Annotated in this window: 24 protein-coding genes and 2 pseudogenes; 9 read left to right on the top strand and 17 right to left on the bottom strand. The window is 34.7% G+C overall.

Annotated elements, in window-relative coordinates; all coding sequences use genetic code 11:
• Positions 1-38: 38 nt before the first annotated feature.
• Positions 39-353 carry a hypothetical protein gene (locus OOK92_RS06075; RefSeq protein WP_264735546.1) on the top strand — a complete coding sequence of 105 codons (315 nt, stop codon included), beginning with the start codon at positions 39-41 and terminating at the stop codon, positions 351-353.
• Between the two features lie 123 nt (positions 354-476).
• A complete protein-coding gene (locus OOK92_RS06080) occupies positions 477-845 on the top strand; it encodes a hypothetical protein (RefSeq protein ID WP_264735547.1) in 369 nt (122 codons plus the stop codon).
• A gap of 74 nt (positions 846-919) precedes the next feature.
• Here OOK92_RS06080 and ccmE read toward each other — a convergent pair whose 3' ends face one another.
• The 9 genes from ccmE to OOK92_RS06120 form a co-directional block, all read right to left on the bottom strand.
• Positions 920-1,312, bottom strand: coding sequence for a cytochrome c maturation protein CcmE (gene ccmE / locus OOK92_RS06085; RefSeq protein WP_264702474.1), 393 nt, complete (start codon positions 1,310-1,312; stop codon positions 920-922).
• Positions 1,296-1,433, bottom strand: a complete 138-nt coding sequence (locus OOK92_RS08565; protein WP_182158513.1) for a CcmD-like small membrane protein — start codon at positions 1,431-1,433, stop codon at positions 1,296-1,298. Before OOK92_RS08565 ends, ccmE begins: the two co-directional genes overlap by 17 nt.
• On the bottom strand, positions 1,430-2,152 hold the full coding sequence (locus tag OOK92_RS06090; protein WP_253309436.1) for a biotin--[acetyl-CoA-carboxylase] ligase: 723 nt from the start codon (positions 2,150-2,152) through the stop codon (positions 1,430-1,432). Before OOK92_RS06090 ends, OOK92_RS08565 begins: the two co-directional genes overlap by 4 nt.
• 17 nt (positions 2,153-2,169) lie before the next feature.
• Positions 2,170-3,534: an NADH-quinone oxidoreductase subunit N gene (locus OOK92_RS06095; protein WP_264735548.1), complete on the bottom strand. Its 1,365-nt coding sequence runs from the start codon at positions 3,532-3,534 to the stop codon at positions 2,170-2,172.
• Complete coding sequence (locus OOK92_RS06100) at positions 3,531-4,973, bottom strand: complex I subunit 4 family protein (RefSeq protein WP_264735549.1); 1,443 nt, start codon at positions 4,971-4,973, stop codon at positions 3,531-3,533. The genes OOK92_RS06095 and OOK92_RS06100 overlap by 4 nt, the downstream gene beginning before the upstream one ends.
• Before the next feature lie 3 nt (positions 4,974-4,976).
• Entirely contained in the window at positions 4,977-6,824 is a 1,848-nt protein-coding gene (gene nuoL, locus OOK92_RS06105; RefSeq protein WP_264735550.1) for an NADH-quinone oxidoreductase subunit L, read from the bottom strand.
• Positions 6,825-6,828: 4 nt separating this feature from the next.
• A complete protein-coding gene (gene nuoK, locus OOK92_RS06110; RefSeq protein WP_019236815.1) occupies positions 6,829-7,137 on the bottom strand; it encodes an NADH-quinone oxidoreductase subunit NuoK in 309 nt (102 codons plus the stop codon).
• Positions 7,128-7,715 carry an NADH-quinone oxidoreductase subunit J gene (locus OOK92_RS06115; RefSeq protein ID WP_253309432.1) on the bottom strand — a complete coding sequence of 196 codons (588 nt, stop codon included), beginning with the start codon at positions 7,713-7,715 and terminating at the stop codon, positions 7,128-7,130. The genes nuoK and OOK92_RS06115 overlap by 10 nt, the downstream gene beginning before the upstream one ends.
• A 73-nt stretch (positions 7,716-7,788) precedes the next feature.
• The gene (locus OOK92_RS06120; RefSeq protein WP_264735551.1) at positions 7,789-9,075 is read right to left on the bottom strand and encodes a leucine-rich repeat domain-containing protein; all 1,287 of its coding nucleotides are present in this window, start codon (positions 9,073-9,075) and stop codon (positions 7,789-7,791) included.
• 260 nt (positions 9,076-9,335) lie between these two features.
• Between OOK92_RS06120 and OOK92_RS06125 the strand changes: the two genes are divergently transcribed.
• The 6 genes and pseudogenes from OOK92_RS06125 to pstB all read left to right on the top strand — a co-directional run bounded on the left by OOK92_RS06125 (position 9,336) and on the right by pstB (position 16,747).
• On the top strand, positions 9,336-11,249 hold the full coding sequence (locus tag OOK92_RS06125; protein ID WP_264735552.1) for an ATP-dependent helicase: 1,914 nt from the start codon (positions 9,336-9,338) through the stop codon (positions 11,247-11,249).
• 363 nt (positions 11,250-11,612) lie between these two features.
• A pseudogene (locus tag OOK92_RS06130) lies at positions 11,613-12,164 on the top strand (Rpn family recombination-promoting nuclease/putative transposase); the annotation flags it as partial.
• Positions 12,165-12,614: 450 nt separating this feature from the next.
• On the top strand, positions 12,615-14,378 hold the full coding sequence (ltrA, locus tag OOK92_RS06135) for a group II intron reverse transcriptase/maturase (RefSeq protein WP_264735553.1): 1,764 nt from the start codon (positions 12,615-12,617) through the stop codon (positions 14,376-14,378).
• 95 nt (positions 14,379-14,473) lie between these two features.
• Positions 14,474-14,830 (top strand): annotated as a pseudogene (locus OOK92_RS06140) (Rpn family recombination-promoting nuclease/putative transposase); the annotation flags it as partial.
• A gap of 367 nt (positions 14,831-15,197) precedes the next feature.
• A complete protein-coding gene (gene dapB, locus OOK92_RS06145) occupies positions 15,198-15,992 on the top strand; it encodes a 4-hydroxy-tetrahydrodipicolinate reductase (RefSeq protein ID WP_264735554.1) in 795 nt (264 codons plus the stop codon).
• Positions 15,989-16,747, top strand: coding sequence for a phosphate ABC transporter ATP-binding protein PstB (pstB, locus tag OOK92_RS06150; RefSeq protein ID WP_264735555.1), 759 nt, complete (start codon positions 15,989-15,991; stop codon positions 16,745-16,747). The genes dapB and pstB overlap by 4 nt, the downstream gene beginning before the upstream one ends.
• 206 nt (positions 16,748-16,953) lie before the next feature.
• On the opposite strand, the gene OOK92_RS06155 is transcribed toward pstB, so the two are convergent.
• The 4 genes from OOK92_RS06155 to OOK92_RS06170 all read right to left on the bottom strand — a co-directional run bounded on the left by OOK92_RS06155 (position 16,954) and on the right by OOK92_RS06170 (position 20,397).
• Positions 16,954-18,039 carry a hypothetical protein gene (locus OOK92_RS06155; protein ID WP_264735556.1) on the bottom strand — a complete coding sequence of 362 codons (1,086 nt, stop codon included), beginning with the start codon at positions 18,037-18,039 and terminating at the stop codon, positions 16,954-16,956.
• A gap of 44 nt (positions 18,040-18,083) precedes the next feature.
• Positions 18,084-18,383, bottom strand: coding sequence for a hypothetical protein (locus OOK92_RS06160; protein ID WP_264735557.1), 300 nt, complete (start codon positions 18,381-18,383; stop codon positions 18,084-18,086).
• Positions 18,384-18,539: 156 nt separating this feature from the next.
• Complete coding sequence (locus OOK92_RS06165; RefSeq protein ID WP_264735558.1) at positions 18,540-19,871, bottom strand: DNA recombination protein RmuC; 1,332 nt, start codon at positions 19,869-19,871, stop codon at positions 18,540-18,542.
• Positions 19,872-20,256: 385 nt separating this feature from the next.
• Entirely contained in the window at positions 20,257-20,397 is a 141-nt protein-coding gene (locus OOK92_RS06170) for a hypothetical protein (RefSeq protein WP_264735559.1), read from the bottom strand.
• A gap of 12 nt (positions 20,398-20,409) precedes the next feature.
• On the opposite strand from OOK92_RS06170, the gene OOK92_RS06175 reads away from it, so the two are divergent.
• Entirely contained in the window at positions 20,410-20,532 is a 123-nt protein-coding gene (locus tag OOK92_RS06175) for a hypothetical protein (protein ID WP_264735560.1), read from the top strand.
• A gap of 55 nt (positions 20,533-20,587) precedes the next feature.
• Here the strand turns inward: OOK92_RS06175 and OOK92_RS06180 are convergent, their stop codons facing one another.
• The 4 genes from OOK92_RS06180 to OOK92_RS06195 form a co-directional block, all read right to left on the bottom strand.
• Positions 20,588-20,923, bottom strand: a complete 336-nt coding sequence (locus tag OOK92_RS06180) for a hypothetical protein (RefSeq protein WP_264735561.1) — start codon at positions 20,921-20,923, stop codon at positions 20,588-20,590.
• 361 nt (positions 20,924-21,284) lie between these two features.
• Positions 21,285-22,484, bottom strand: coding sequence for a phage major capsid protein (locus OOK92_RS06185; protein WP_264735562.1), 1,200 nt, complete (start codon positions 22,482-22,484; stop codon positions 21,285-21,287).
• Positions 22,485-23,398: 914 nt separating this feature from the next.
• Positions 23,399-24,067 carry an orotidine-5'-phosphate decarboxylase gene (pyrF, locus tag OOK92_RS06190; RefSeq protein ID WP_264735563.1) on the bottom strand — a complete coding sequence of 223 codons (669 nt, stop codon included), beginning with the start codon at positions 24,065-24,067 and terminating at the stop codon, positions 23,399-23,401.
• A 36-nt stretch (positions 24,068-24,103) separates the two neighbouring features.
• Entirely contained in the window at positions 24,104-25,465 is a 1,362-nt protein-coding gene (locus OOK92_RS06195) for a coiled-coil domain-containing protein (protein WP_264735564.1), read from the bottom strand.
• Positions 25,466-25,493 lie beyond the last annotated feature (28 nt).

Genomic DNA, 25,493 nt, shown 5'->3' on the forward strand with positions numbered 1-25,493 from the left:
CATTATTTTTAATATTATTATTTAAGGAGTTAATAAACATGAATAATTCAACAGAAGATAAAAATTTTAATGTGGAGTTAATTGAGGCACCATTAAAAGAGATAACAGGAACTAAAGGGATGGTAAAAGCTGACACATTTGTAGAATCAGTCAATCCCATAATAAAACATATCAATAATGTAGTAAGCCAAACCACACAGCATTTATCTACAATAAAGAAGGAAATTGGTGATAAAGATTCAGGTTTAATTGGGAAAATCGATAAATTGAGAGATGAAGTAGATTCATTCACGGATTCTGACATAACAAATCCCAACACCTTTTTTTCTCCAGAGTTAAATCCACTAGGATAGAAAATAGCTAATAATTAGCAAAAATAAGAAAAAGTAATAGCCCACTGGGCTATTACTTTTTTCACATACCATTTCAATGTAGCTGAATTGATTTTAAAATTATAATTTTTTATAGGAGTTAGCATGAATAATAGTAAACAAGAAAGCAAAAGCGAACTTAAAGTAATAAGCAAAATAGAAGTTAACACCAAACCTAAAGGTTATGATGAAACAGTTGCGCGAAATCCAGCGCAGCTTGGTTATGTCCACAAAGCTTTAGATAAATTAATCGCAGAGCTGAACACGAAATTCGTTCCTGAATTGGATGATGTATTGCATAACAATAGCAACTCTATCAGTCAATTAAATGACATGCTAACAGAAGAAAGGAGTAAGCTTGACGAGCTAATAAAAGATCTCAGTGATTTAAAACAAGCTTTAGACGATATTGCTCCTCCACCAGCATCTCCTCCATTATTCCATATTACTGGTGAAGAGAACGGATTGCTTTAATAAAAAAGGTAATAGCCTGATATCAGGCTGTTACCTTCTCCATATGCTATTTTAATATAGCTGAGTTAGGAAATCTATTTTAAAACTTTCGGCATATAGTTCTCATCATGTTTTGCAAACACTGTATCTGCAAGAAAAGTACTATTATCAAACATTTTACCTTGCACAACAACACCACTTTTTTCTGAAAACATTGGTGGAAGTATTCCCTGGTATTTTACCACAACGCTTTTGTTAAAATCTGTCATTTGAAAAACTACTTCGCTTTCGCTCCGTATCACGCTATTTTCAACAACCATTCCACCAACACGGATTGGCTTTTGATTATTTGGTAAAACTATTGCCTCACTTACTGTATAGAAAAATGAGATATTTTCTTTGAGCGTTGTTAAAATAAAAAAAACTGCACAACTTAAAAAGCAGAAAATTCCTGAAGTTATAAGTAATCGCTTATGTTTCTTCTTCATTATTATCTTTCAGGCTTTCTAGAATTTTTTTACTTTTAGTATAGCAAGAAATGGTAAAAATCAGTTCTCCGGTAATCAACGTAAAACTAATAAGGTAAGCAAAAATTACATATGTATTCATAATGCATTATCAATAAATAACTCACCTGCATCAAAATAAATTAAGCTTCCATCCTTTTGCTGCAACACCAATTTACCACTTTTATCTATATCAGCAAAAATTCCTTCATACAATTTGTCAGCTAACTTTACACTGATTTGCTCATTCATTTTAAATGCTTTTTTTAACCACATTTCTCTTATAGCATAAAACCCATCAAATAGCCATTGCTTTCTTAGCTTATTAAAATTTATTATTAATTCCTTTAACAGATCCATGTTAGACACAGATTCACCGTAATTGCTAATGCACGTTGTTCCTGGAAGTGGTGCATGATTGACATTAATTCCAATTCCTATAATGAGCCAATTCGAATTGGATCTTTTTTCAAGCAATATTCCACTTATTTTCTTGCCATCGATTAGAATGTCATTTGGCCATTTATGTTGAACGTTACTGTCACTTATAAATGATAGTAACGTGTTGCCAACAGCAAGAGCAGTAACAAAAGTCAATTCTGTCAATTTGCTGACATCCGTTTCTTGGTTAATTATCAAACTCGCATAGAGATTACCCTCTGGAGAAATCCAGCTTTTTCCAGTGCGTCCCCTACCTTCTGTTTGTTTATCAGCAATAATGACAGTTTCATTTGATATTCCTTTATCAATTAAATCTAACGCTTCTTCGTTAGTGCTTGAAACTTCTTTGTAATGATGAATATGAAAGCCCTTAGGGATCACCTTGTCAGCCCTTTAGTTCAATGAGTGAGTAAAACGTACAAGAAAAGAACGAGGTTGATAAGTGAAGCCACTGAAGTGATAATGAATAGACCCTTAGAATAAGCAACCTTATTACCACTAGCTTTATCAAAATACATAACTTTCATGATATTTAAATAATAGTAGCATGATATCACACTCGCTATTACAAGGACCAAAGACAGGCTGATAAAGCCAGAATTTATTAAACTTTTGAATATAAAAAATTTAGCGATAAAACCTGCAAGTGGAGGTATTCCCGACATCGAGAGTAACAGCACAGAAAGATGAAATGCTACAATTGGGCGTTTCTTCCCTATACCAGATAAATTTGCAATATCACAATCGTCATCGTCAATTTGTATGAGATATGAGAATAGCCCTATGCTTGTGATGATATATATCACCAGATACATTAAGGCACTATCTGTTCCTGCTTGTGTAAAAATAGAAAGTGAAGCAAATATAAAACCAATGTGACCAATTGAACTGTAAGCAAGCAGCCTTTTTAAGTTTTGCTGACGCAAGGCCCCAAAAGCTGAGATAAGCACAGACAATGCTGAAACGTATAAGAAAATAGGCTGAACATAACTTTTTACATTTACTAACTCTTCATTCATCAATCGAATTAAAAATGTTACAAGTGCAGCTTTTGGGGCCGTAGAAAAAAACGCAGTTACTATGGTAGGTGCACCTTGATAGACATCTGGAGCCCACATATGAAAAGGAGCAATAGCAAGCTTGAAACACAAACCAATAAGGATAAAAACTAACCCAAAAACTGTTCCATAAGTTATCTGATGGTTTTGCAAGAATGAACCGAGCTCAGAGAAATTGACTTGTCCTGTATATCCATAAAGCAATGACATACCATACAGCATAATGCAGGAAGATAATGCACTAAGTGTAAAATATTTCACTCCTGCTTCACATGAATAAGCTGAATCTTTATTAAAGCTCGCAAGAACATATAAAGATATACTCATCAACTCAAAAGCTAAGTAAAAAGAAATCAGACTATTTGCTGAAACTAAAGTTATCATGCCAAATAGCGCAAAAAGAATCAGTATTGAAAATTCATATTTATAGTCATATTTTGATAAATTCAGCATCAAAAGTATTAAAATTCCTGTGCTGAGAATTAACCCTTGGGCTGACCTGATGTATAAATTGAGTTTTAACAACGAATTAAAGAGAAAAATTTCATTGTTTTCTGCCGAAATAATTAAAATAATCAAAGTTATCACTGTGCAGCCAAGTGCTAATAAGTTGATAGTTCGGCGGTTAAATATAATTCCAAGCAGTAGCAACACTAACGAGGAGATAATAGAGAACGTTTCCGGCAATATCTGTATATAATTCATAGCGCATTATATTTGACTAACAAATTTGCCATACATGGCTTCAAATAATTCAGTGCAAGGGTTGGGTAGAATCCAAGCAAAATAACAAACACTGCAAGCAGAATTAAGACAGAAAATTCTATGCTATCCAAGCGGTTATTTAATAATTTAGAATAGCTAACCCCCCATATTATTTGCTTACATAAATTCAGCATATAAACTGCGCTTAAAATAGTGCCAAGTGCGATAAATCCTGTAAAAAACCCTATGCTCTTAAACATTCCAACCATAGCCAAAAACTCACCTATGAATCCAGATGTTCCAGGTAGCCCTATTGAAGCCATTGAAAATAAAATGAACATAAAACCAAATTTTGGCATTGTGTTTACTATGCCAAAATATTTTGCAATCTCCAAAGTTCCAGTTCGAGTATATAGCATTCCAACACATAAAAATAAAGCAGCAGAAATAAGGCCATGACTAATCATTTGAAATATAGCGCCGAGTACTCCTTCCTCACAAAATGAAAAGAGGCCAGCAGTAACGATCCCCATATGTGCTATTGAAGAATAAGCTATTAACTTCTTTATATCATCTTGAGCAAACGCAACTAGCGAAGCGTATATTACTGCGATAATGCTCAGCACAACAACGAAATTTGAAAAATACAAACTTGCCTGAGGAAGCATTGGAATAGAAAACCTTAAAAATCCATATCCCCCCATTTTAATAAGCAAGCCAGCTAAAATCACAGATCCAGAAGTTGGTGATTGCACATGCGCATCAGGAAGCCAAGTGTGAAATGGAAACATCGGTACTTTTATTGCAAAAGAAATAAAAAATGCAATCCATAGTAACAACTGCACTTTAAGATCAAGACCCGGCGTTAATGTGGCTAATTTTTGTATACTAAACGTCCCAAAAATACTATAGATGTACACCAACCCAAGTAGAAATAATAACGAGCCAGTTAGTGTATAAAGAAACAATTTAAATGTTGCATACACTCTTTGTTTCCCTCCCCAAACGCCAATAATAAAGAACATTGGTATTAAAACAGCTTCAAAAAATACATAAAAGCTTATAGCATTCAGTGAAATAAAGAAACCGACTACAAAACTCTCAAGCAGCAGAAACAATGCCATATAGGCTTTTAGGGTCGTATAACTCATTTTGCAATTATAGAGCATACAAATAACAAACAAGAAGGTCGTAAGTAGAAGGAAAAGCAACGATATTCCATCCACCCCTATTCCAATATCTCTTACTGGATAGCTGACAAACTGAAAGTCCGTATTGTTATAATCAAATTCTATACAAGCTACAATGCTAAGCAAAAATGGAAGTACAGCAAAAAATAGGGCAAGGAATCTTAGGTGTATAGATTGATGATTAATCCTGATCGAGGATAAAATCAACGCTCCTATCAGTGGAAGCAAGAATATACTAAGTAACAACACCTTCTATTTAATTCCAATAATATATAAAGCACCGATTATTAAAGTAACAAACATAATAAATGCATAATCAAATATATAACCAGTTTGTAACTTTATAGAACTTTTTGAACATTCATTAACCAACCTTACAACACCATTTGGCCCAAATGAATCAATAGCCTTAACATCAAACTTCCATAGAAGCCTAGACATAAATCTTATCGGTGCAATTATAACAAACTCATACACCTCATCAAAGTACCATTTATTCTGCAAAAACTTAAGTAAAAATTTACTCTTAATTTGCCTAATTACTTGATATTGGTAAATTAGGTACGCAAGTGCTATTCCACTTAGGCTTGCCAAGGTTGGTAGTAATTTTATAAAGAAATTATGAACTCCATGCTCATCAATCACCATTAAACTTGATTTCCAAAACGCATTACTAGTTATGTTCAAAATATTTGCTCCCCACACTCCAGAAAATACCGATCCAAAAGCAAGTATCAGTAATGGTATAAGCATAATCTTCGGTGCTTCATGTATATTAATTTTACTTTGTTTTTGGCTATGGAACACAAGAAGCAATAACCTCCAAGAGTAAAACGCTGTGAAGAATGCAACAACTAAGCTTATTACAAAAGCAAAGCTATCCGTGCTATAAGCATGTTCAATTATCAAATCCTTTGAGTAAAAACCTGCAAATGGAAATATTCCAGAAAGCGCAAGAGACCCAATCCACATGAGAGTGTAAGTGCAAGGGATTTTCTTCCAGCAATTTCCCATTTTCTGAATGTTTTGCTCATGATGCATTGCATGAATTACATTGCCAGCACCAAGAAATAGTAGAGCTTTAAAAAAAGCGTGTGTCATTAAATGAAAAATAGCAACATTGTAAGCAGAAAGCCCACATGCCATGAACATATAACCAAGTTGGCTGCAGGTTGAATAAGCAATTATTTTTTTTATATCGTTCTGAGTAATCGCAACCGTAGCTGCAAAAAAAGCAGTAAGTGCCCCAACAATAACTATTAATTCTCGTGCCACATTTGATAGCTCAAACAATGGAGAACATTTTGCTACTAAAAATATACCTGCTGTTACCATCGTTGCTGCGTGAATGAGTGCAGAAACAGGGGTTGGCCCTTCCATTGCATCTGGCAACCAAACATGTAAACCAAGCTGTGCAGATTTACCCATACAGCCAATAAAAAGTAATATGCATATTATATGAATTATTTTAAATTCACAGCAGAATGCCCTAATGTTCTGTGCGCCAAGAAGATCAGCTGTGTCAAAAACTTCAGTAAATTTCAAAGAGTGAAATGTATAATAAATGAGAAAGATCCCAATCAATAGTGCAAAGTCTCCTACCCTATTCACAACAAATGCTTTAATTGCTGCATTATTTGCAGAATATTTTTGGAACCAAAATCCTATGAGTAAATAAGAACATAGGCCAACCCCTTCCCAGCCAAAAAAAAGCTGCACGAAATTATCGCTTACAACCAGCACAATCATGCAAAACGTAAATAGCGATAGGTAAGAAAAAAACCTCGACTTCCCTTTGTCATGCTCCATATAACCGATAGAATAGAGGTGGACTACTAGTGAAACGGTGGTAATAACAATAAGCATTAAGGATGAGAGAGCATCCACACTAATTGCCCAATTTACTTTTAATACACTTAATGAAAATAGAGGAAATAAACTCAAGTGATAATTTTCAGAGAAGGTGAGAAAAACATACCAAGATAAAACTGCAGATATTCCAATCCCTGCCGTTGTAACTAACTGACTTTTTCTAAAAAGTGCTGCAAATAGCGAACCAAAGAGTGGCAAAAATACTATTAATTTCAGTATATCCATCATACTTTCATTCTTTCATTAAGTTCGCTTGTTCAACATCTATATTGCCACGACTTCTATAATATACAACCAATATTGCAAGCCCAACTCCTGACTCTGCTGCCGCAACAGTCAACACAAACATCACAAAAATTTGCCCAACTATATCATTCATAAAGGCAGAAAAAGCAACTAAATTGATATTAATCGCCAGCAATAATATTTCTATTGATAACAGTATATTGATTATGCTCTTACGGTTAATGAAAATACCGCACACCCCAATAGTGAACAAAATAGCAGCAACTATCAAAAAATGATTTAATCCTATTTCCATTCTACTCCTTTTCCAAATTTAGCCTTAACCAATTTTACAGATGAAGATTGTGTCAATTGCTTTAATACATTCTGTTTTTTAACTCCTTTTTTCTTGTCCTGCAAAGTAAGAGCAATTGCACCGACAATTGCAACAAGCAGCAGAATACCAGAAAGATGAAAAGCGTACATGTAGTCAGTGTAGAGCAAATTACCGATAGCTTTCACGTTATTGGCATTATAGTTTATAACATTACTTATATTCAGCGTTGAGCTGCGGATTACAAAACTGATAATCAGAAAAAACACAACACATAATATAGCACCAGGAGTGAAATGCTTCGCAAAACCCTGGCGCAACCTTATGTAGTCAATATCGAGCATCATAACTACAAAAAGGAATAACACTGCAACCGCACCGATGTATACTATCAGCACCATCATAGCGATGAATTCAGCTCCAAGGAGAATAAAAAGAACTGCAGAATTAACGAAGGTGAAAATTAAAAATAATACTGCATGCACAGGATTTCTTACACTAATCACACAAACAGCAGATAAAATGCTAAGAATTGCAAAAAAATAAAAGAAAAAAGGCATTGATACTTTAACTGCAACAACAATTACTAATTTAAAGTGACTATCGTAGTAAAGTCAATATTAAATGCCTACCTTATGGATGAACTTGCGATTGTGATTTTAAACATTCGGGAGTAAGTACATTCTTAATTGCAGTACACATACTCATATCAGGATCATTTTGCTTCTCTTCACTTACTTTCTCGCAAAACTTTCCAATACCATAACCCACCAGTGCACCAACAACAGTGGCTGCAATAAATACTGCAACAGCAACAATAGCAGGAGCTAAAGTGGCGGCTCCTGCAAGGTATGCTATGCTCAAACCTAGAAATAAACCTACTGCTTTCCCACCACAAACATAGTATTTGCTATTGTTTTCAGGACTGAATGGTAGATTTCGATTACGGTAATCTACAACAACAATACAATTTGTAAGCTTAGCTTCTAGCTCTTTTCTAACTTCATCACCAACACCTTCGGTTAAGATAAGATGTTGAAGCTTTGTAAAGTTACCATTAGCTAAAGCTTTTGCACCTTCATTACGAATGTAGTTGTCTTTTAAACTAAGGTATTCAAGCTTTGTAAGATTGTTATTAGCTAAAGCTTTTGCACCTTCATCACCAATATTGTTGTTTTCTAAGTTAAGCTGCTCGAGATTTTCAAACTTACCATTGGCTAAAACTTTTGCGCCCTTTTTACCAATCTTATTCCGGGTTAAATTAAGTTGAACAAGATTGATAAGATTACCTTCAGCCAACCCTTTTGCACCTTCAGAAGCACCAATATTATTTTGCGTTAAATCAAGATATTTAAGATTTTCAAGCTTACCATTAGCTAAAGCTTTTGCACCTTTACCACCAATTTTGTTACATGATAATTTAAGCCATTCAAGACTTGTAAGATTACCGTTAGCTAGAGCTTTTGCACCTTCATCACCAATATTGTTGTTTTTTAAATTAAGCTGCTTGAGATTTTCAAGCTTACCATTGGCTAAAGCTTTTGCACCTTCATCACCAATATTGTTGTTTTCTAAGTTAAGCTGCTTGAGATTTTTAAGCTTGCCATTGGCTAAAGCTTTTGCACCTTCAACACTAATATTGTTACTCAATAAGTTAAGTCTAGTCAGACTGGTAAGACTAGCTAAAGCTTTTGCACCTTTATCACTAATGTTGTTCATGGATAAATCAAGTGAAGTAAGATGTGTAAGCTTAGCTAACTCTTTTGCATCTTCATCATCAATTTTACACCATTCTAGACCAAGTTCTGTAATGTGTGTTTCATTTTGTAAAAACCTTACTAGCTCTTTAACCACTATATCTACAGCAACACATCCATATATAAAAAGTGCATTGCCTTTAATATATTTGTCAAAATCCATTTTTCCTCCTCACAAGAATTATCATATAAACATTTTAGCCTGTATCTCAGTGATTGTCAATTATTGACTTGTATCCTTATAATGTAAGGTATTGGAACTGAAATAGATTGTCCCGGCAGGTTATACTAGAATTAGTACAATAAATTGGTATGGTGGGACCATACACCTAGGACATTCTTTAACTGTTCTATTCAATAAAACCTTTACAATATTTCGATCATAGGTTTAACTTTACGAAGTTATAATCTATAGGGCTGCAAATGAACGATTATCTCTCACTGCTAAATCCAGAACAACAATCAGCTGTAACTAACATAGATGGACCGGTTTTAATATTGGCAGGAGCCGGAACGGGAAAGACAAGAACGATCACTTCAAGAATAGCGCACATAATTAGGAACGGTCACGCTTACTCTGATGAGATATTAGCAGTGACATTCACAAACAAAGCAGCAAATGAGATGGTATCAAGGGTACTTGAGCTAACAGGCACAAACATACCATGGCTTGGCACTTTCCATGCAATTGCAGCAAAAATTCTACGTCATCATGCTGAAGTCGTGGGGCTAAATTCCAATTTTACAATTATTGGTGTGGATGACCAATTACAGGTAATAAAAAACATCATGAATGAAATCAGCCCTGATTACCTATCAGAAAAATGTAAGACCATTATGAATATTATTCAGCAATGGAAAGAGAAGTGTTTGTTGCCATCTGAAGTGGAAGACGTTCAATCATTTAGGCCAGTGTACGTAACTGCACTCAAAGTCTATCACCAGTATCAGGAAAGGTTAAAATTCCTTAACTCTGTCGATTTTGGTGACTTATTGCTATATAACATACAACTCTTTAATCAAAAGACCGAAGTTCTGTCCTACTACCAAAACAAGTTTAAGTATGTCATGGTAGATGAGTATCAAGATACAAATGCAATACAATATCTTTGGCTAAAATACCTTGCAAAAAAGCACTCAAATATTTGCTGTGTGGGAGATGACGATCAGTCAATATACAGTTGGCGTGGTGCAGAAGTTGAAAACATTTTAAAATTTTCTGATGATTTTAAAAATGCAAAAACTGTCAAACTAGAGTGTAACTATAGATCAACATCTCACATACTTGCAACTGCGTCATATGTTATCAATCACAATAAAACTCGGCTAGAAAAAAAATTGTGGACAACAAACGTTGAAGGGGAAAAGGTAGATCTAATAAAATTATGGGACGGAAAAGCTGAAGCAAGGTTCATAAGCGAACAGATATTAAAGCTCAATAAATACAGATTTAGTGACATTGCAGTGCTGGTAAGGGCCACTTTTCAAACTAGAGTTCTCGAAGAGTATTTTATAAAATATTCAATTCCCTACAAGATTATAAGTGGCGTAAAATTCTACGAACGTCAGGAAGTCAGGGATATAATTGCATATTTAAGACTTGTTACAAACAATAACGATGACTTAGCTTTCGAAAGGATCGTAAATCGGCCAAAAAGAAGCATAGGAGCTACAACTCTAAAGAAAATATACACGACTGCTCAGGATAACAAAATTTCTTTTTTTGAGGCAGCAAAAATATTAGTTAATAGTAATCAAGTAACCGAAAGAATTAAACTCTCACTCAACGATTTTTTAAATAAAATTAAAGCTTGGGAAGAAATAGTAAGCGTAAAACCACTGCATGAATTCATTAAAATCGTAGCAAACCAATCAGGGTATATTGAAATGCTTGAAAATGAGGAGGTAACAGGCTTAGCACGAATAGAAAATGTCAAGGAGCTCATCTCATCTTTAAAGAATTTCGATAATGCCACAACTTTCTTGGAGCACATAAGTTTGGTGATGGAAGTGGATAATATGAATAACGATGACACCGTATATGTTATGACTCTTCATGCAGCCAAAGGACTTGAATTCCCGTGCGTGTTTCTACCTGGTTGGGAAGAGGGATTATTTCCTCATCAAAGATCTTTTGAAGATAAAAGTGGTAAAGCTTTAGAAGAAGAAAGGAGACTTGCATATGTTGGCATAACCAGGGCAAAGGAAAGGTTAATCATTTCATGTGCAGATAGGAGGGAAATTAACAACCAGTGGCAACCGATGCGCACTTCTCGGTTCATTAAAGAATTGCCAAGAGAAAATGTTGAGGTAATCAAGAGTAACGCCTACTGTTGAAGCTATAACTGCAGATAAACATATCTTACAAATCTGAATTACTTCAACTATATGTGTAACCAGACTGCATTCTGTGATTTTTAGCAAAACACGATCTTTCATTTGAGCTTTCTTCAATTTAAAATAAATACAGAAAATTGCTGCCTATAGCTAAACTGACTTAGATTTACCGACAATTTGAAAAACCGTCATTCCGCTACTAGTTAGCGCCGCGGCGCTATGACGGTTCGCGGCGGCATCCTCGTCATCCCGCTACTTGTTAGCGGGATCTATGCTAAGAGATACCGCGGCAGCATAGCTATCTTCAAAAATATAGTTGAATAATTGTTAATAATAGTGTATAATTATTAATATTTTCCAAGCATTACGGCTCTTTCAAAATTTCTCGATCCTCGCAATGATTTGTGTTTCAAAAAAATCTTTGGAACGGAAAAAAATAAGAATATCCTGATCCACTTTTTGAACGATATTTTAGGGTTTACTGAGATAAATGCAATACAAGAAGTTGAGTTTCTTAGCACTATTATGGATCCCGAAGTTGCCTCTGATAAACAAAGTATTGTTGATGTTCTCTGCAAGGATTCTCATGGAAATAGATATATAGCAGAAATGCAGCTCGCTAGAGACAAGGGCTTCGAAAAACGCGCTCAATTATATGCCGCTAAAGCCTACTCAAGACAATTAGATAAATCTGGCAACTACATTGATTTAAAGAAAGTCTTCTTTATTGCTATATCAAATTGTAACTTACTTCCTGAAGAAGTTGATTATATTTCTACTCATAATATACGTGATATAAAAACTAACGGCCATTACTTAAAAGATTTTCAATTTATCTTTATAGAATTGCCCAAATTTTCAAAAAGTAAAGTAGAGCAGTTAGAAAGTATAGTAGAAAGGTGGTGTTTCTTTTTTAGTGCGACCTGGAAGGTCATGGTTTTGTGGTGGTTAAATTCCATCTTCCCAGACATCAGGGATAATGTATATCTCACATTTCAAAGAGTGGCAACCTCTGGGATGCAAGCATGAGATAAAAGCAGGTAACACTAAATCTCGTGGTGAATCCCTGCAAACAGAGTTAGATATGATTACGAGAGAAACCTATGTTTGAATTGTCGTCAAAGCATAATATGCGAAAAGAGATTGAACTACGCATAGACCAAAATGGTACGAAGCAAAAAGGGAACTAAAGATTGAAGACTTTAGTTATTGATGTTCCAAGCTTCCGGCAAATAGTAGGAATCTAAGTTTAACGTGAAACGAAGCCATGGAACAGAGTAACCACATAGAAGCTCTTATATTCATTAAAATATAAGTAAGTAGCCAGCCACAAGCTACTATGTGGAAGGATTGTTTAAGAAGCTAATGCCCAAAGTAATATCTGGGATATGCAGACGTAAACACTTTAATTTGGAAGGTAAAGTGGTGAATAGTAGTGAATATGTTATGGACCAGCAAAAAGTTAGATATGAATGGAATGGAATTCCTTGGCGCAAGCTAAAGAAATCTTCATTTAAGCTACAAAAACGAATTTACCAAGCTTCTAAATGTAATGATATCAAAAAGATGCATAATCTTCAGAGATTATTACTCAAATCAACAAGTGCAAAAACACTCGCTGTTAAGAAAGTAACACAGGACAATAGGGGGAAGAAGACTGCAGGTATTGATGGAAAAGCTAACCTTAATCAAAAAGAAAGATTACAACTATCATATTTTTTAGATATAAAAGAAAAAGCAAAGCCATCAAGACGTGTCTGGATTCCAAAATCTGGTAAGCCATCGGAGCATCGCCCACTTGGTATACCCACTATATCGTGTCGAGCAAAACAAACACTTGTAAAAATGGCTTTAGAACCAGAATGGGAGGCAAAACTTGAGCCAAACACTTATGGTTTTAGACCTGGTAGATCATGTCATGATGCAATTGAAGCCATATTTGATGTGCTAAAACAGAAAACAGCATATGTATTAGATGCTGATATTTCTGGATGCTTTGACAATATTAACCATAATAAATTGCTTGAAAAGCTCAATACCACACCAACATTAAAGAAAATCATAAAAGGATGGTTAGGAGCTGGTGTTATGGAAGATGGAAAGCTTCAATCCACAAAACGTGGTACAATTCAAGGAGGGACGATCTCACCGTTGCTAGCTTGTGTTGCATTACACGGATTAGAGCAACATGTCAAAAAAGCATTAACAAACGAACTCTTTCAATGCATGAAAAGAAAATATGGTAGGATATCGCATAGAAACGCGCAAAAGTCTATTAGTGTAATTTTCTACTGTGATGATTTTGTCATCATACATGAAAACGAAGAGATTATTCTTAAAGCAAAAATTTTAGTTGAAGAATGGTTAGAAACCATTGGACTAAAATTAAAGCCCTCTAAAACAAGAGTTTCTCATACATTAAGAACCATTGACGAAACAAAACCAGGATTTGATTTTCTTGGATTTTCAATAAGACAATATCCAATAAAAGAAAGTAAGAAAGGTTACAAGTTATTAATCAAACCAAGTCGTAATTCTATAAAACAGCATACACTAGCTATTAAACATAAACTCAGAGAAATGCGTGGAGCACCACAAGAACGGGTGATAAAGGATCTCAATCCAATAAACAGAGGATGGAGTCAATATTACTCCTCGGTAGTTTCATGTAAAATCTTTAGCTCATTGGATAATATTATGCATAGAAAACTCTGGAAGTGGGCAGTTTTTAGGCACCCAAACAAAGGGAGATGCTGGATAAAAAGAAAGTACTTTAAGAAGTATAATAACGAAAACTGGCGCTTTATGACAAGTAACAAGGTACGTCTTACTATACACAGCGATCATGTTATTAAACGACATATCAAAGTGCAAAAAACCAGATCCCCATATGATGGTGATTGGGTATATTGGGGTAAACGTCTGAGAAAAATACCAGATAAGCCACTAGGAGTAATAAAATTATTGAGGTTGCAACAAAGTAAATGCGATAATTGTAGACTATGGTTTAAAAGTGATGATACAATAGAAATACATCACAAAGACCGGAATAGACGAAACAATATGATCACAAACTTATCTTTGTTACATGGACATTGTCACGATGAATTACACAGGAGGTGTGCATGAAAAGCACCAAATTAGAGAGAAGCCGTATGAGGCGCAAAGTCTCACGTACGGTTTTGCAGTCGAGTGAGGAAGGGCAACCTTCTTCACTTAGACAACAATACGCAGAAGAAACAACAGAAGAGGACTTAAAAGAGATAGCAGAAAAAGCGCCAATAATAAAGCTAGCATATGATGAATTAGACAAGTTTCGTTGGAACGAAAAAGATTTAGTAGCTTACGAAGAAAGAATAATGGATCTACGGAAAGAAGAAGCCATTCTTGAATACAGACTTGATCTTGCTGAAGAGAAAGGTATACAAAAAGGTATAGAGAAAGGAAAAATTGAAGGGAAAATTGAAGGGAAAATTGAAGTCGCAAAAGCAATGCTGGCTAATAATGTTGATGTCAACACTATTGTCAAGTTTACTGGCCTTTCTATTAGTGAGATTGAAGAATTAAGTGGAAATCTGTGAACGGTTACACTTGGAAAACCTTTGTGGCATAATTTAAGTGGGCAGCGTAGTCTACGATTACCGCATAATTTACTATATAGATATTCCAGAACATATAGACTTCAATTGAACACAGAAAAGATTCTTATCAAAGTTAATTACCCTTATTGTCAATAACTATTAGCTACAGACCAGTTCTTGTTAAGTTACAGTAAAGAAATGAGTCATATATAGCTAAACTGACTTAGATTTACCGACAATTTGAAAAACCGTCATTCCGCTACTAGTTAGCGCCGCGGCGGTATGACGTGTTGCTTGGGTCAGCTATAGAATATAGATCAGAAGTGACAGAGCTTAAAAAAAGGCCTAATATAACACAAAAAGCTTTATGAAAATCAGAGTTGGAGTAATAGGCTGCTTAGGCAGAATGGGCAAGAAAATACTCAATGAATTAATTACAAATGCCGAAGTGGAAATAGCAGGTGCTGTTGCCCGTTCAGGCAGTAAGTACATAGGCTTAGATATTGGACCAATTATAGGCTGCGGTTCCAATCTAGGAATTAAAATTACAAGTTCTATTAATGGCATATTTGAGTCATCTGACGTTGTAATAGATTTTACAACTAAAGAATGTATGTTAGACTGCCTTAAAGCAGCTGTAAAATTTAAAACACCGCTAGTTAGTGGCACAACTGGAATAGAAGGTGTCGATTTAAAAGAGTATGCTGCTGAAGTTCCAATATTATGGTCAGCAAATATGAGTGTTGGGGTTAATGTGTTGCTGAAATTGGTAAAAAAAGCTGCTGAGCTTTTAGGTAATGAATATGACGTTGAGATTTGGGAAATGCATCATAACTTAAAAAAGGATTCACCATCTGGAACAGCTATAGAACTTGGCAAAACAATTGCTAACGCTTCAAAAGTGGATTTTCAGTCCAATCAATATTTACATAGTGGTTCAAACATAAGAAAAAAGGGGGGAATAGGTTTTGCAGTATCTCGTGGAGGTGGAGTAATAGGAGATCACAGCGTGATGTTTGTTAATTCTGATGAACGGATAGAACTAAACCACAAAGCAATTGATCGCACAACATTTGCTAGAGGAGCTGTTCAAGCAGCAGTATGGCTATATGAAAATAAAAGAGAAATTCCGGGGCTCTATTCAATGCAGGATGTGATATGAGCAATACACGTGCCTCTGTTAAAGATTTAAATCTCTGGTATGGCTCTAAGCAAGTTTTATTCGATATAAATTTGAATATTTATAAAAGAAAAGTTACTACTTTTATCGGACCATCCGGGTGCGGTAAATCAACATTTTTGCGTTGTTTTAATCGTATGAATGACTATGTACCTGGATGCAAAACTGTTGGTGAATTAGATATCGATGGGCTGGGTGATATATATTCACGCGATATGGATGTTGTGCTACTCAGAGCAAAAGTTGGCATGGTATTTCAAAAGCCAAATCCTTTTCCAAAATCAATATACGACAATGTTGCTTATGGACCAAAACTGCATGTTATGGCGAAGGATAAGCAAAAATTGAATGAGATGGTGGAAAATAGTTTAACTAAAGTTGGCTTATGGGAAGAATTAAAAGACAGATTGCAAGATAGTGCACTCGATTTATCCGGTGGCCAACAACAGAGGCTATGCATCGCTCGCGCAATTGCAGTGAAGCCAACTATTTTATTAATGGATGAACCGTGCTCCGCTCTTGATCCAATGGCAACCAATGCAATCGAAAATCTTATACAAGAGCTGAAATTAAGGTTTACTATAATTATGGTAACTCATTCAATGAAGCAAGCTAAAAAGTTATCTGATAGTGTAATTTTCTTTCATAATGGCAGAATTGTTGAGTCTGGAAGCACTCAAGAAATATTCGAAAATGCTCAATCTCCCTTAACAAAGGAGTATATCCTGGATCATTAGGTTTCTGTCATCAAAGTAGCTTGGCTACTTTAAAAAATGTATCCGTATGCCGTATTTGTCATTCAGCATGGTAGCGGTTGGATCATTCAAAAAATACCACTTCATTCTTTTTGCTTCTAACTTTTCTATTTTTTACTGTAAATTTTTGCAGAGTTCTCTCACATTTACTCTCTGATTACCTTTTTGTCTTGCTTTGTTTATCTGTTTTAACGCTCCACTAAACGGATACCCAATTGTTCAACACTGTCTATTTCAATTTGTAAAGTGTCCTTTATAAACTTATCAGCCTGGTCTGTACTCATAAAAACTGTATGTTTATTGGGCATTAATTTTTCTATAGTGGCTCTATCTTTTTCGTCATATGTATATTTAAGAAGCACATCAATTTCTTTGTCCTTCAGATGAGATGTGCAATTATAACTATGCTTTTTGAGATTCAGAAATTTAGCAAAGCTATTACAATCATTCTCATGGTGAAAGGTTACATTTATACCTACTATTTCGTCCGTTTCTTGCAACTTTCCATCTTTAGCTATCTGTGCCTTAGCAAGCGCAACTGTAGGTTTATGGCCATAATTTGCTCCAATAATCCTTCTTATTGAGTGTTCTATTGCCATTTTTTGCACTTTGGGATTTTCATCGAACTCTTTCAAAAAATTAAGGTGTAAGTTAATATATTCAGAGTATTTCAACCTGTGTTTTTTATGTATAGTTGGTTTGCAGGGCAGTTCATTTGTAGGTGACTTATAGCTTGCAAGAAGCAACTTTTGTTCATACTGTTCATTATATTCTTTTACCCCTTTAAAATGTCTTTCATATTGAGTCAATCCATCTTTTCCTTTTTTCTCCATCCTTTTCAAGAATTCCTCTGCTGGCTCTTGTTTAGCTGGAATAATTTTGCGTATAAACGGAATTTGTTTTTGCAAGCCAACCCAATATGGTAAGCAGACAACTTTTGCATCTTTCGAAAATAGACCTTCTAATTTTTTCACTGCATTGTATAAGTTTGCTGATTCTGGTTTATAATGCCCACTATTATTGTCTATATAAGTTATTTTACCATTTACCACTTTTATTAAACCAGAACATAAAACTGGCCTACCACCTGCAAGAGTTGAATGACGATAAGCCCATTCGCTTTTATTAACATTAATATGTTCATGAGTGACTAGCTTTCCATCAAGCGTGATCACATAAGCTACACAACCTTTTTCTCCCTTACTAATTTTATCAGTTGTATCATATAATTTGCCTTTAAAGCCTTTTAACTTATTACCTTCTATTTCTGGCATTAAGTCTATGCATAATTTTCCTTTATAAGTAATTTTAGTATGTTCTATTTGATCATTGGAGTAAAATACTTAACCTTTGTATTAGTTCCAGGGATTTTCCTTCCTTTAACTCCAACTTCTGAAAATAAATTATAGCGTGGAAAAAAATATGTAAATTTACTTTCTATCCAGTGTAAAATTCTGTTTATAATACCAAAAACTTTTTTGTTACCTAAATCAATAGAGAGTTGCTGTTCTTTTGGTACTGTTTTATGATTGGACTTTGTACCAGATTTGCCAAATTCTTTGGCAGCATATTTAAACTTTTCTAGTAAATATTCCTTACGCTCTTTTGATACTGACATTTTTACCTCACCAACTATTATTTTATTTTATATTATTTTAGACAAAAAGTCAATTTTTCTTAATATGTTAATAAAATGAAACTTGAGTGAGAAATATTTAAGTAATAATTTTCCGCCACAAACAATACTTTCTTTGTTTGCTAGTGCAATAGAAGTCTAATCTACTTTCAATTCCCCAGTATGTAAACTGCGCGGTAAGGACTCTAATTCCTTTGCAGCACTTAAACTTTTATTTTTTGCATGTATACCAAGCTTATTGAATTCTCGGGCAGCAGGAAACACCCTTGCTTCAAGCGAACCAGCAGTTTTATTATAATGATCGACAGCACTTTTTAAGCTCCTGCGCAAATTATCAAAGTTTTCGCCCATTGTGCAAATGCGCTCATATAAAATATGACCTAGTTCACTGATTTTCTTTGCATCTTCAGCTATCATTTCTTGCTTCCATCCATATGCTATTGCTCTTAGCAACGCAATTAGAGTGATCGGTGTTGCAATGATCACTTTTTTTTCCACTCCAATCTCTATCAAAGCAGGCTCATATTCCAGTGCTGCGCTAAAAACCCCCTCCCCTGTTAAGAAAAGCACCACAAGTTCTGGCGTATTTTCAAATTGATTCCAATACTCTTTTTTACCCAAGTCATTTATGTGTTTTTTTATTGCCAGGGAATGATTCTTTAATTTCTCCTTTTGTATTTGCAAATCATTTTGTGATATAGCATCCATGTAGGAATCCAGTGGCACTTTAGCATCTATTATTATTTGCTTTCCAGATGGCATTTTGATTATTAAATCAGGACGCAATAAATTATCCTCGTTTTTATCAACCACTGACGGCTGAGTAAAAAAATCGCAATATTCAATCATTCCTGCTATTTCTACCACTCTTTTGAGTTGCATTTCACCCCACTTTCCTCTAATGTGGGGCTTTCTCAAGGCATTAGCAAGGCTGGAAGTTTGGTTCATCAGTGCTCCAATTTGCTCCTTTAAACCTTCATAGGCCCCTACCCTCTCCTTTTCTAGCTCACGTATTTCGTTATCGAATTTTTCTAATTTTTCTTTTATTGGCGTTACAACTTCGTTGATCGTTGCTTGTCTTTTTTTGAAATCGCTTTCTGTTTCTTTTAATTTACTATCAATTACTTCCTTTGCTAAGTTCAGAAAATTATTGTTATTTGTCTGCAAAGCATCAAGAGAGAGCGCTTTAAAAGTGTTTGTTAATCTCTCCTCTGCTTTTGTTAGTAATTCTATTTCCTTTTTCTTTTCCTCACGTTCTTTTTGCAGAGTTACTTCAAGCTCTGCTCTTTTGACCCTTAAATCAACTATTTCTTCATTCTTTGTAAGTAAAGTTTGCTTTGTTTCTTGAAGCTCACGCTCTAATTTACATAAATTACCCTCAAGGTTTGCTTTCTTTTCGCTCAGTTTTTTTACAATAATGTAGAAAAATAGTAATAGAGAGACAACCAGAGCTATAGAATTGAAAAGCATCAGAATAAAAGAACTGCGTTTACAATTCTATATGATTTTTGTGTGTATAGCTATAAGTAACGACGTCATACCGCACACAACTGTACGAATGTCTAGTTTAGTTATAAAATGTATATAAAATATTAACCGCTGATGTCATCCCAGTGCGTGACACTGGGATGGCTTTGTTGCATCGTTAGCTATGATGGATTAAAGATAAAAAAGATGGAGAATATCAGTAGCTTATTATTCTGGTATTTATAACAAGAACGGTCAGTGAATACCTAAATTTGAGTAAAAGAAATTTCACTACCACTCACTAATCCGGCTAAAATTCAAGAATTTCAATGCTTTAGCTATTTTCAATAGAATTAAGTTTATTAATATAAATAATAAATTACTATTCTTAAATTTGATCAGATTGATTGCAAAAAAACAAGATTTTCAATAGGTTGCTTATAATCCTAGCTATAGTTAGCCTTTCATAAGTAGCGATGCAACAAAGCCCACTGGGATCCAAATTTTTTAGACTGGATCTTATGGTCAAGCCCACAGATGTATGAACATTGTCTACCAGGAGGGTGTCATCCCAGTGCTTGACACTGGGATGACACAAGTAGGAGCTGGGATGACAACGTTCATACAGTTTGCACGGTATGACGTACTTATTTATATAGTATAATATAAAAAAAAGAACACCTAAAGAGGTGCTCTTTTTGAAGAGTTTGCTACAATGATTATGCATTAACTGATAGATCATCACCAACAGTGTGTTGTTCTGCTTCTGAATTAGTAGTTTCTGAATTTGGTAACCAAGGTTGGTTTTCTTCTGCATCAAAAAACCCCTCTTCTAAAGCAGAAGGTGAGTTTGCTCCCTCTGGAATAACAATATCATTAATAGCAGTACCATTAACTTGAGATTCACTTGGTACTTGACTTCTCGGTTGACTAGTTCCACCTGCTTGATTTGTCTTGTTACCAGACTTCCACCCTGATGAAATTTTTCTTGCAATCCACGAAATTCCCGTGTGATCAGCAATCCACTTAAAAAACTTTTTTATGTTTTTCCACATATTTTACTCCTTAAATTAATAATAAATTAACTGAATTATTTCATAAATAGTATAACATGTCAACTATTTTTTACTTTAAAGAGAAAATAGACTTCTCACATTATATAGCTAACCCAAGAAAGGTTTTCCTACGTCATACCGCCGCGATATCTCAGCATAGATTCCGCTAACAAGTAGCGGAATGACGAATTTTTGTTTTTCAAACTGTCGGTAAATCTAAGTCAGTTTAGCTATATGTGTCAAGCACTGGAATGACATCGTCGTAACATTATACCGTATTACAATGTTCGTACAGTAAGCCATAGGATGGAGCTATACAAAAAGAAGTAAAACGGCTCTAAAGATGATGCTATAGAAGTTTTTAGTACTTGCTCGCAACTTTCAACAATTTAATAGCACTGGTGTTTACAACCTCTCCGCCGACACGCTTAGTGACAAAAAACCTCACATAAGGTTTATTCGTATAAGGGTCTCGTAATATTCTCATTCCTCTGTTATCTACAATCTTATAAGCTTGTTTGAAATCTGCCATCGCAATTACCGGTAGCTGATTGTTTGGCACCGGTGGCATATCGGCAGATTGATATACTGGTATTCCCATTAAGGTATCTGGAGCTTCAAGCGACAAACTTGGTTGCCAAAGATATTGGCCCTCTTGAGATTTTAGCAGCCTAATGTTCTTCAACGTACTCCTGTTCATCAAAAATGATGCATTTTTGGAATAATATTCATCCAGAGAGTAATACAATATCATTATTGAATCGCTATCTAATTTTTCAGTTTTAACTTGCTCTATTTTATTGTAGCCCTTTCCATCATCATAAGCTAAAATTCCTTTGGGTTGAAAAGTGCCATCACCCTTAATGAAGGCTTCGTTTTCTTTCTTACTAAAAGTCTCGGCAATCTTTTCCACCAGCCAACTCTCAACATCAACAAACGCATCATCGAGTAACTTTTGTGATATCTGTGGTTGAGCATATAACTCGTAAGTCGTGATAGAAATCTTTTGGATTTTAGGCGTGTCCGTATCTTTTGCAAAATCATACTTAGATTTATTGCCACCGTCCTCATCATCTACTGTTTCACTGCTCCAACCTGCACCGGCACGGTCAAAATCTTCTATAATGTAATCCAATGTTTCAGTAGAGATTCTTTGACTGGAGCATATTTGTCGCATTGGGGACGAATCAGTTACGCGCTTGTTTATGCGTTTTACAATATGCGGAGTAACTAGATACCCTCCGATATCATTATCATCTCCACTGAGGGTTTTGTGTGATAAACCGCTTTCCATTCCCTTGCGGATATAATCAGAAAAATATTTATCACTTGTGCTAAAATCTGTATTTACTTCTGGACGTTGAGCTGCAGTTTCGATCAAGTCTAAACGCTCTTTGCAACTATCAATGGCATTATTTACCTTGCATAGCTGCTCAATCGTTGCAGAATCAGCACGCCCTTTGCTCTCAATTTCTTTTAATTTGCGATCATTTATTAATTTAAATTGCTCCCATGATGAAGCGAGTTCATTGATACGGTGAGCGATATCGGTAAGTGACATAATAGCCTCCTTTGAAAATAAAATTAGAATGGAAATAAGGTAATAGGAATGGCACCCATAGATGTTTCCCACAGTTGTACGAATATTGCAATATGGTACATAGTAAACGATGTCATGCCAGTGTCTGGGCACATAACTGTACGAACATTGTAGTTTGGGAGCAATTCCCTACCAGTGGGGTGTCATCCCAGTGCCCAGACACTGGGATGGCTTTGTTGCATCGCTAGCTATGATGGATTAAAGATAAAAAAGATGGAGAATATCAGTAGCTTATTATTCTGGTATTTATAACAAGAACGGTCAGTGAATACCTAAATTTGAGTAAAAGAAATTTCACTACCACTCACTAATCCGGCTAAAATTCAAGAATTTCAATGCTTTAGCTATTTTCAATAGAATTAAGTTTATTAATATAAATAATAAATTACTATTCTTAAATTTGATCAGATTGATTGCAAAAAAACAAGATTTTCAATAGGTTGCTTATAATCCTAGCTATAGTTAGCCTTTCATAAGTAGCGATGCAACAAAGCCCACTGGGATCCAGCTTCTATGCAACTTAATTAAAAACGTTTGTTTTAGCGTAAGACAACTACCTTTAGCTCATCAGCTCAGTTATAAGCAAAATTTCTGGATTCCAGACTGGAATGACATCATCTGTTGTGCAATTTATCTTCAAAAATGAATATTCGTACAGTTATGTGCCCAGACACTGGCATGACATCATTTGTTTATCTGTTGAAAATGTAAATCGGAAAATAGCGTGGCACTTTGTACCACGCTTAGTGATGTAAGCTTAATCCAGTAATTAAATTAAGCGAGGTAAAACAAAAGATAACGACAATATATAATGTTCGTTTTTTTATGTCAAGCACTTTTTTTATCTGCTTCAAACTTTTTTTTATCTGCTTCGATTAGATAAGGGATTTCAATATTAATTCTGCACTACTTGCAGTTTTTGTAATGGGTCTGCCAATGACGATATAATCAGCTCCTAAATTTATTGCTTCTCTTGGTGTTGCTGTTCTTTTTTGGTCGTCATGACCTGGATCTATACGAATTCCTGGAGTAATAATTTTAAAGTCTTCACCGCATTCTCGGCGCACTTCTTGAGCTTCTAGTGCAGAGCAGACTATTCCATGGAGTCCAATCTTTTTTGCAAGTTTTGCAAGCAAAATTACCTGTGATTTTGCCTCTCTTGCTACTCCAAGCTCGTTTAAATCCTCATTGCTCATACTAGTTAGCACTGTCACTCCAATCAGCTTTATTTTTGTGCCTTGCAATACACTTAGCGCTTCTTCAAGCATTTTTGTTCCACCGCTGATGTGCAGAGTTAACATTTCAATGCTCAGAACTTTTATTACTTCAACTGTTTTAGCTACAGTGCTCGGAATATCATACAATTTCAGATCTAAAAAAATTGGTACATTGCATTTTGCAACTTCTTGCACTCCAGAGAGACCATGAGCAGCAAAAAATTCTAATCCCAGCTTTACCATGCCAACTTTATTACGTAAGGCATTAGCTAGAGAAATAGCCTTATTTAAGTCTTGTGTATCCAGTGCGCATATTATTGGGTTCATTATCTTGCATAATTTTTTTTATAATAAAGCTAATTATTATGTTTTGCAAATACCTTCACTCTGACTACGTTCATAAGATTCTGTCAATAGTGAATTTGGCAATTTGATCGGGGTGGATGAGCGACTGTTATATCCAGAATCTTCCAGTAAAAAATCAAACGTTTCCTCTGATGGTGATTCACATCTAGAATCTTCACCTGGCATAAATTGCATAATTTCCTTCAATATAAACTTTATTTTTTGAGTCTCCTGTAATATTATTTTTCTACTATGATCTCCGATCGCTTCATTAGCGTTTACCAATTTTTCTACCTTGTCTATCACAGATTCTAACATTTCCAGTAAATAACCCTTTTTTTCTTCTGCATTTCTCAACAAACCTTCTTCAAGTTGTTCTATTTGAGCGTCTTGCTTCAAAAGTAAATTTTTTAAACTTTTCACTTCGTTATTACAATCTTTTCTTATCCCATCTAACTCAAAAGATTGATTTTTAATTAAATCATCTGCTTTATATAGCTCTTCAAATTTCCTTTTTAATTCTTGAGATAAGTTTTTATTTTTCTGATTAATTTCTTTAAATTTACATTGTAATTCATCTAATTCTACACAAAGTTCTTCTTGTCTTTTATGTAATTCTTCTTTTTTTTCACATAATATATGTTTTTCCTTACATAACTTGTTTATTTCCTTATCTAATTTCTCTTTTTCTTTAGATAATTTTTCTATTTCCTTATATAATTCTTCATTTTTTAATTCTGCATGTTTATTATTGTCTATTTTCCTTTTCAATTCCGTTATGCGTTTTTCTTTTTCAGCTAGATTACCTTCTTTTTCTTGTAACTGTTCACATAAATGCGTGATTTCATAAAGTAATTCTTCTTCTTGCTTACCAAGCTCATCTTTTTCCTTCGTTATCTTTTTCAATTCGTCTGTTATTTCAAATGTGTGATTCGCTTTGGCTTCTAATCTTTTCTCTAAAGATTTTTTTTCTTCAAGAAGAGATTCTCTCTCAACTTCTGACTCATTTACTTTCTGATCCAATTTTTTTGCTCTCTTGTCTAAATTTTGCTTTTCTCGAGTTAATTCACGTGATTGATTCTTTAATTTTTCCACTTCTTTGTTTGCAGCTTCTTCAGCTTCCTTTCCTAGAGTTATTTTATTTTCTAACTCTTGCTCTTTCTGAGCGAATTTATTTCTCTCAACTTCCAGTTTCTTATTATTACTAATTATTTTATACGAAAGTGCAAGCACCAAAACAGATAATGCAGCTAAAGCAAGAATTAGAGGAAGAGGCACATTAGAAGTTACAGTAAGCGCTAAAGATGTAAGTAACGTAAGAGTAGCTAAGGAACTAGCTACAAAATAAAATGTGTTAGCTTTGTTAAACAAATTGCTCATTACTCCCCTCCCCTCATGAACAAAACTT

This window comes from Wolbachia endosymbiont (group A) of Rhinocyllus conicus (assembly GCF_947250775.1).
Taxonomy (GTDB): Bacteria; Pseudomonadota; Alphaproteobacteria; order Rickettsiales; family Anaplasmataceae; genus Wolbachia.

What these genes read in the sequence shown, in the direction of transcription:
- OOK92_RS06075 (WP_264735546.1), top strand. Translation starts at nt 39, where the DNA reads ATGAATAATTCAACAGAAGATAAAAATTTTAATGTGGAGTTAATTGAG.
- OOK92_RS06080 (WP_264735547.1), top strand. Translation starts at nt 477, where the DNA reads ATGAATAATAGTAAACAAGAAAGCAAAAGCGAACTTAAAGTAATAAGC.
- ccmE (WP_264702474.1), bottom strand. Translation starts at nt 1,312, where the DNA reads ATGAAGAAGAAACATAAGCGATTACTTATAACTTCAGGAATTTTCTGC.
- OOK92_RS08565 (WP_182158513.1), bottom strand. Translation starts at nt 1,433, where the DNA reads ATGAATACATATGTAATTTTTGCTTACCTTATTAGTTTTACGTTGATT.
- OOK92_RS06095 (WP_264735548.1), bottom strand. Translation starts at nt 3,534, where the DNA reads ATGAATTATATACAGATATTGCCGGAAACGTTCTCTATTATCTCCTCG.
- nuoL (WP_264735550.1), bottom strand. Translation starts at nt 6,824, where the DNA reads ATGATGGATATACTGAAATTAATAGTATTTTTGCCACTCTTTGGTTCG.
- nuoK (WP_019236815.1), bottom strand. Translation starts at nt 7,137, where the DNA reads ATGGAAATAGGATTAAATCATTTTTTGATAGTTGCTGCTATTTTGTTC.
- OOK92_RS06115 (WP_253309432.1), bottom strand. Translation starts at nt 7,715, where the DNA reads ATGCCTTTTTTCTTTTATTTTTTTGCAATTCTTAGCATTTTATCTGCT.
- OOK92_RS06120 (WP_264735551.1), bottom strand. Translation starts at nt 9,075, where the DNA reads ATGGATTTTGACAAATATATTAAAGGCAATGCACTTTTTATATATGGA.
- OOK92_RS06125 (WP_264735552.1), top strand. Translation starts at nt 9,336, where the DNA reads ATGAACGATTATCTCTCACTGCTAAATCCAGAACAACAATCAGCTGTA.
- ltrA (WP_264735553.1), top strand. Translation starts at nt 12,615, where the DNA reads ATGCCCAAAGTAATATCTGGGATATGCAGACGTAAACACTTTAATTTG.
- dapB (WP_264735554.1), top strand. Translation starts at nt 15,198, where the DNA reads ATGAAAATCAGAGTTGGAGTAATAGGCTGCTTAGGCAGAATGGGCAAG.
- pstB (WP_264735555.1), top strand. Translation starts at nt 15,989, where the DNA reads ATGAGCAATACACGTGCCTCTGTTAAAGATTTAAATCTCTGGTATGGC.
- OOK92_RS06155 (WP_264735556.1), bottom strand. Translation starts at nt 18,039, where the DNA reads ATGCCAGAAATAGAAGGTAATAAGTTAAAAGGCTTTAAAGGCAAATTA.
- OOK92_RS06160 (WP_264735557.1), bottom strand. Translation starts at nt 18,383, where the DNA reads ATGTCAGTATCAAAAGAGCGTAAGGAATATTTACTAGAAAAGTTTAAA.
- OOK92_RS06165 (WP_264735558.1), bottom strand. Translation starts at nt 19,871, where the DNA reads ATGCTTTTCAATTCTATAGCTCTGGTTGTCTCTCTATTACTATTTTTC.
- OOK92_RS06175 (WP_264735560.1), top strand. Translation starts at nt 20,410, where the DNA reads ATGAACATTGTCTACCAGGAGGGTGTCATCCCAGTGCTTGACACTGGG.
- OOK92_RS06180 (WP_264735561.1), bottom strand. Translation starts at nt 20,923, where the DNA reads ATGTGGAAAAACATAAAAAAGTTTTTTAAGTGGATTGCTGATCACACG.
- OOK92_RS06185 (WP_264735562.1), bottom strand. Translation starts at nt 22,484, where the DNA reads ATGTCACTTACCGATATCGCTCACCGTATCAATGAACTCGCTTCATCA.
- pyrF (WP_264735563.1), bottom strand. Translation starts at nt 24,067, where the DNA reads ATGAACCCAATAATATGCGCACTGGATACACAAGACTTAAATAAGGCT.
- OOK92_RS06195 (WP_264735564.1), bottom strand. Translation starts at nt 25,465, where the DNA reads ATGAGCAATTTGTTTAACAAAGCTAACACATTTTATTTTGTAGCTAGT.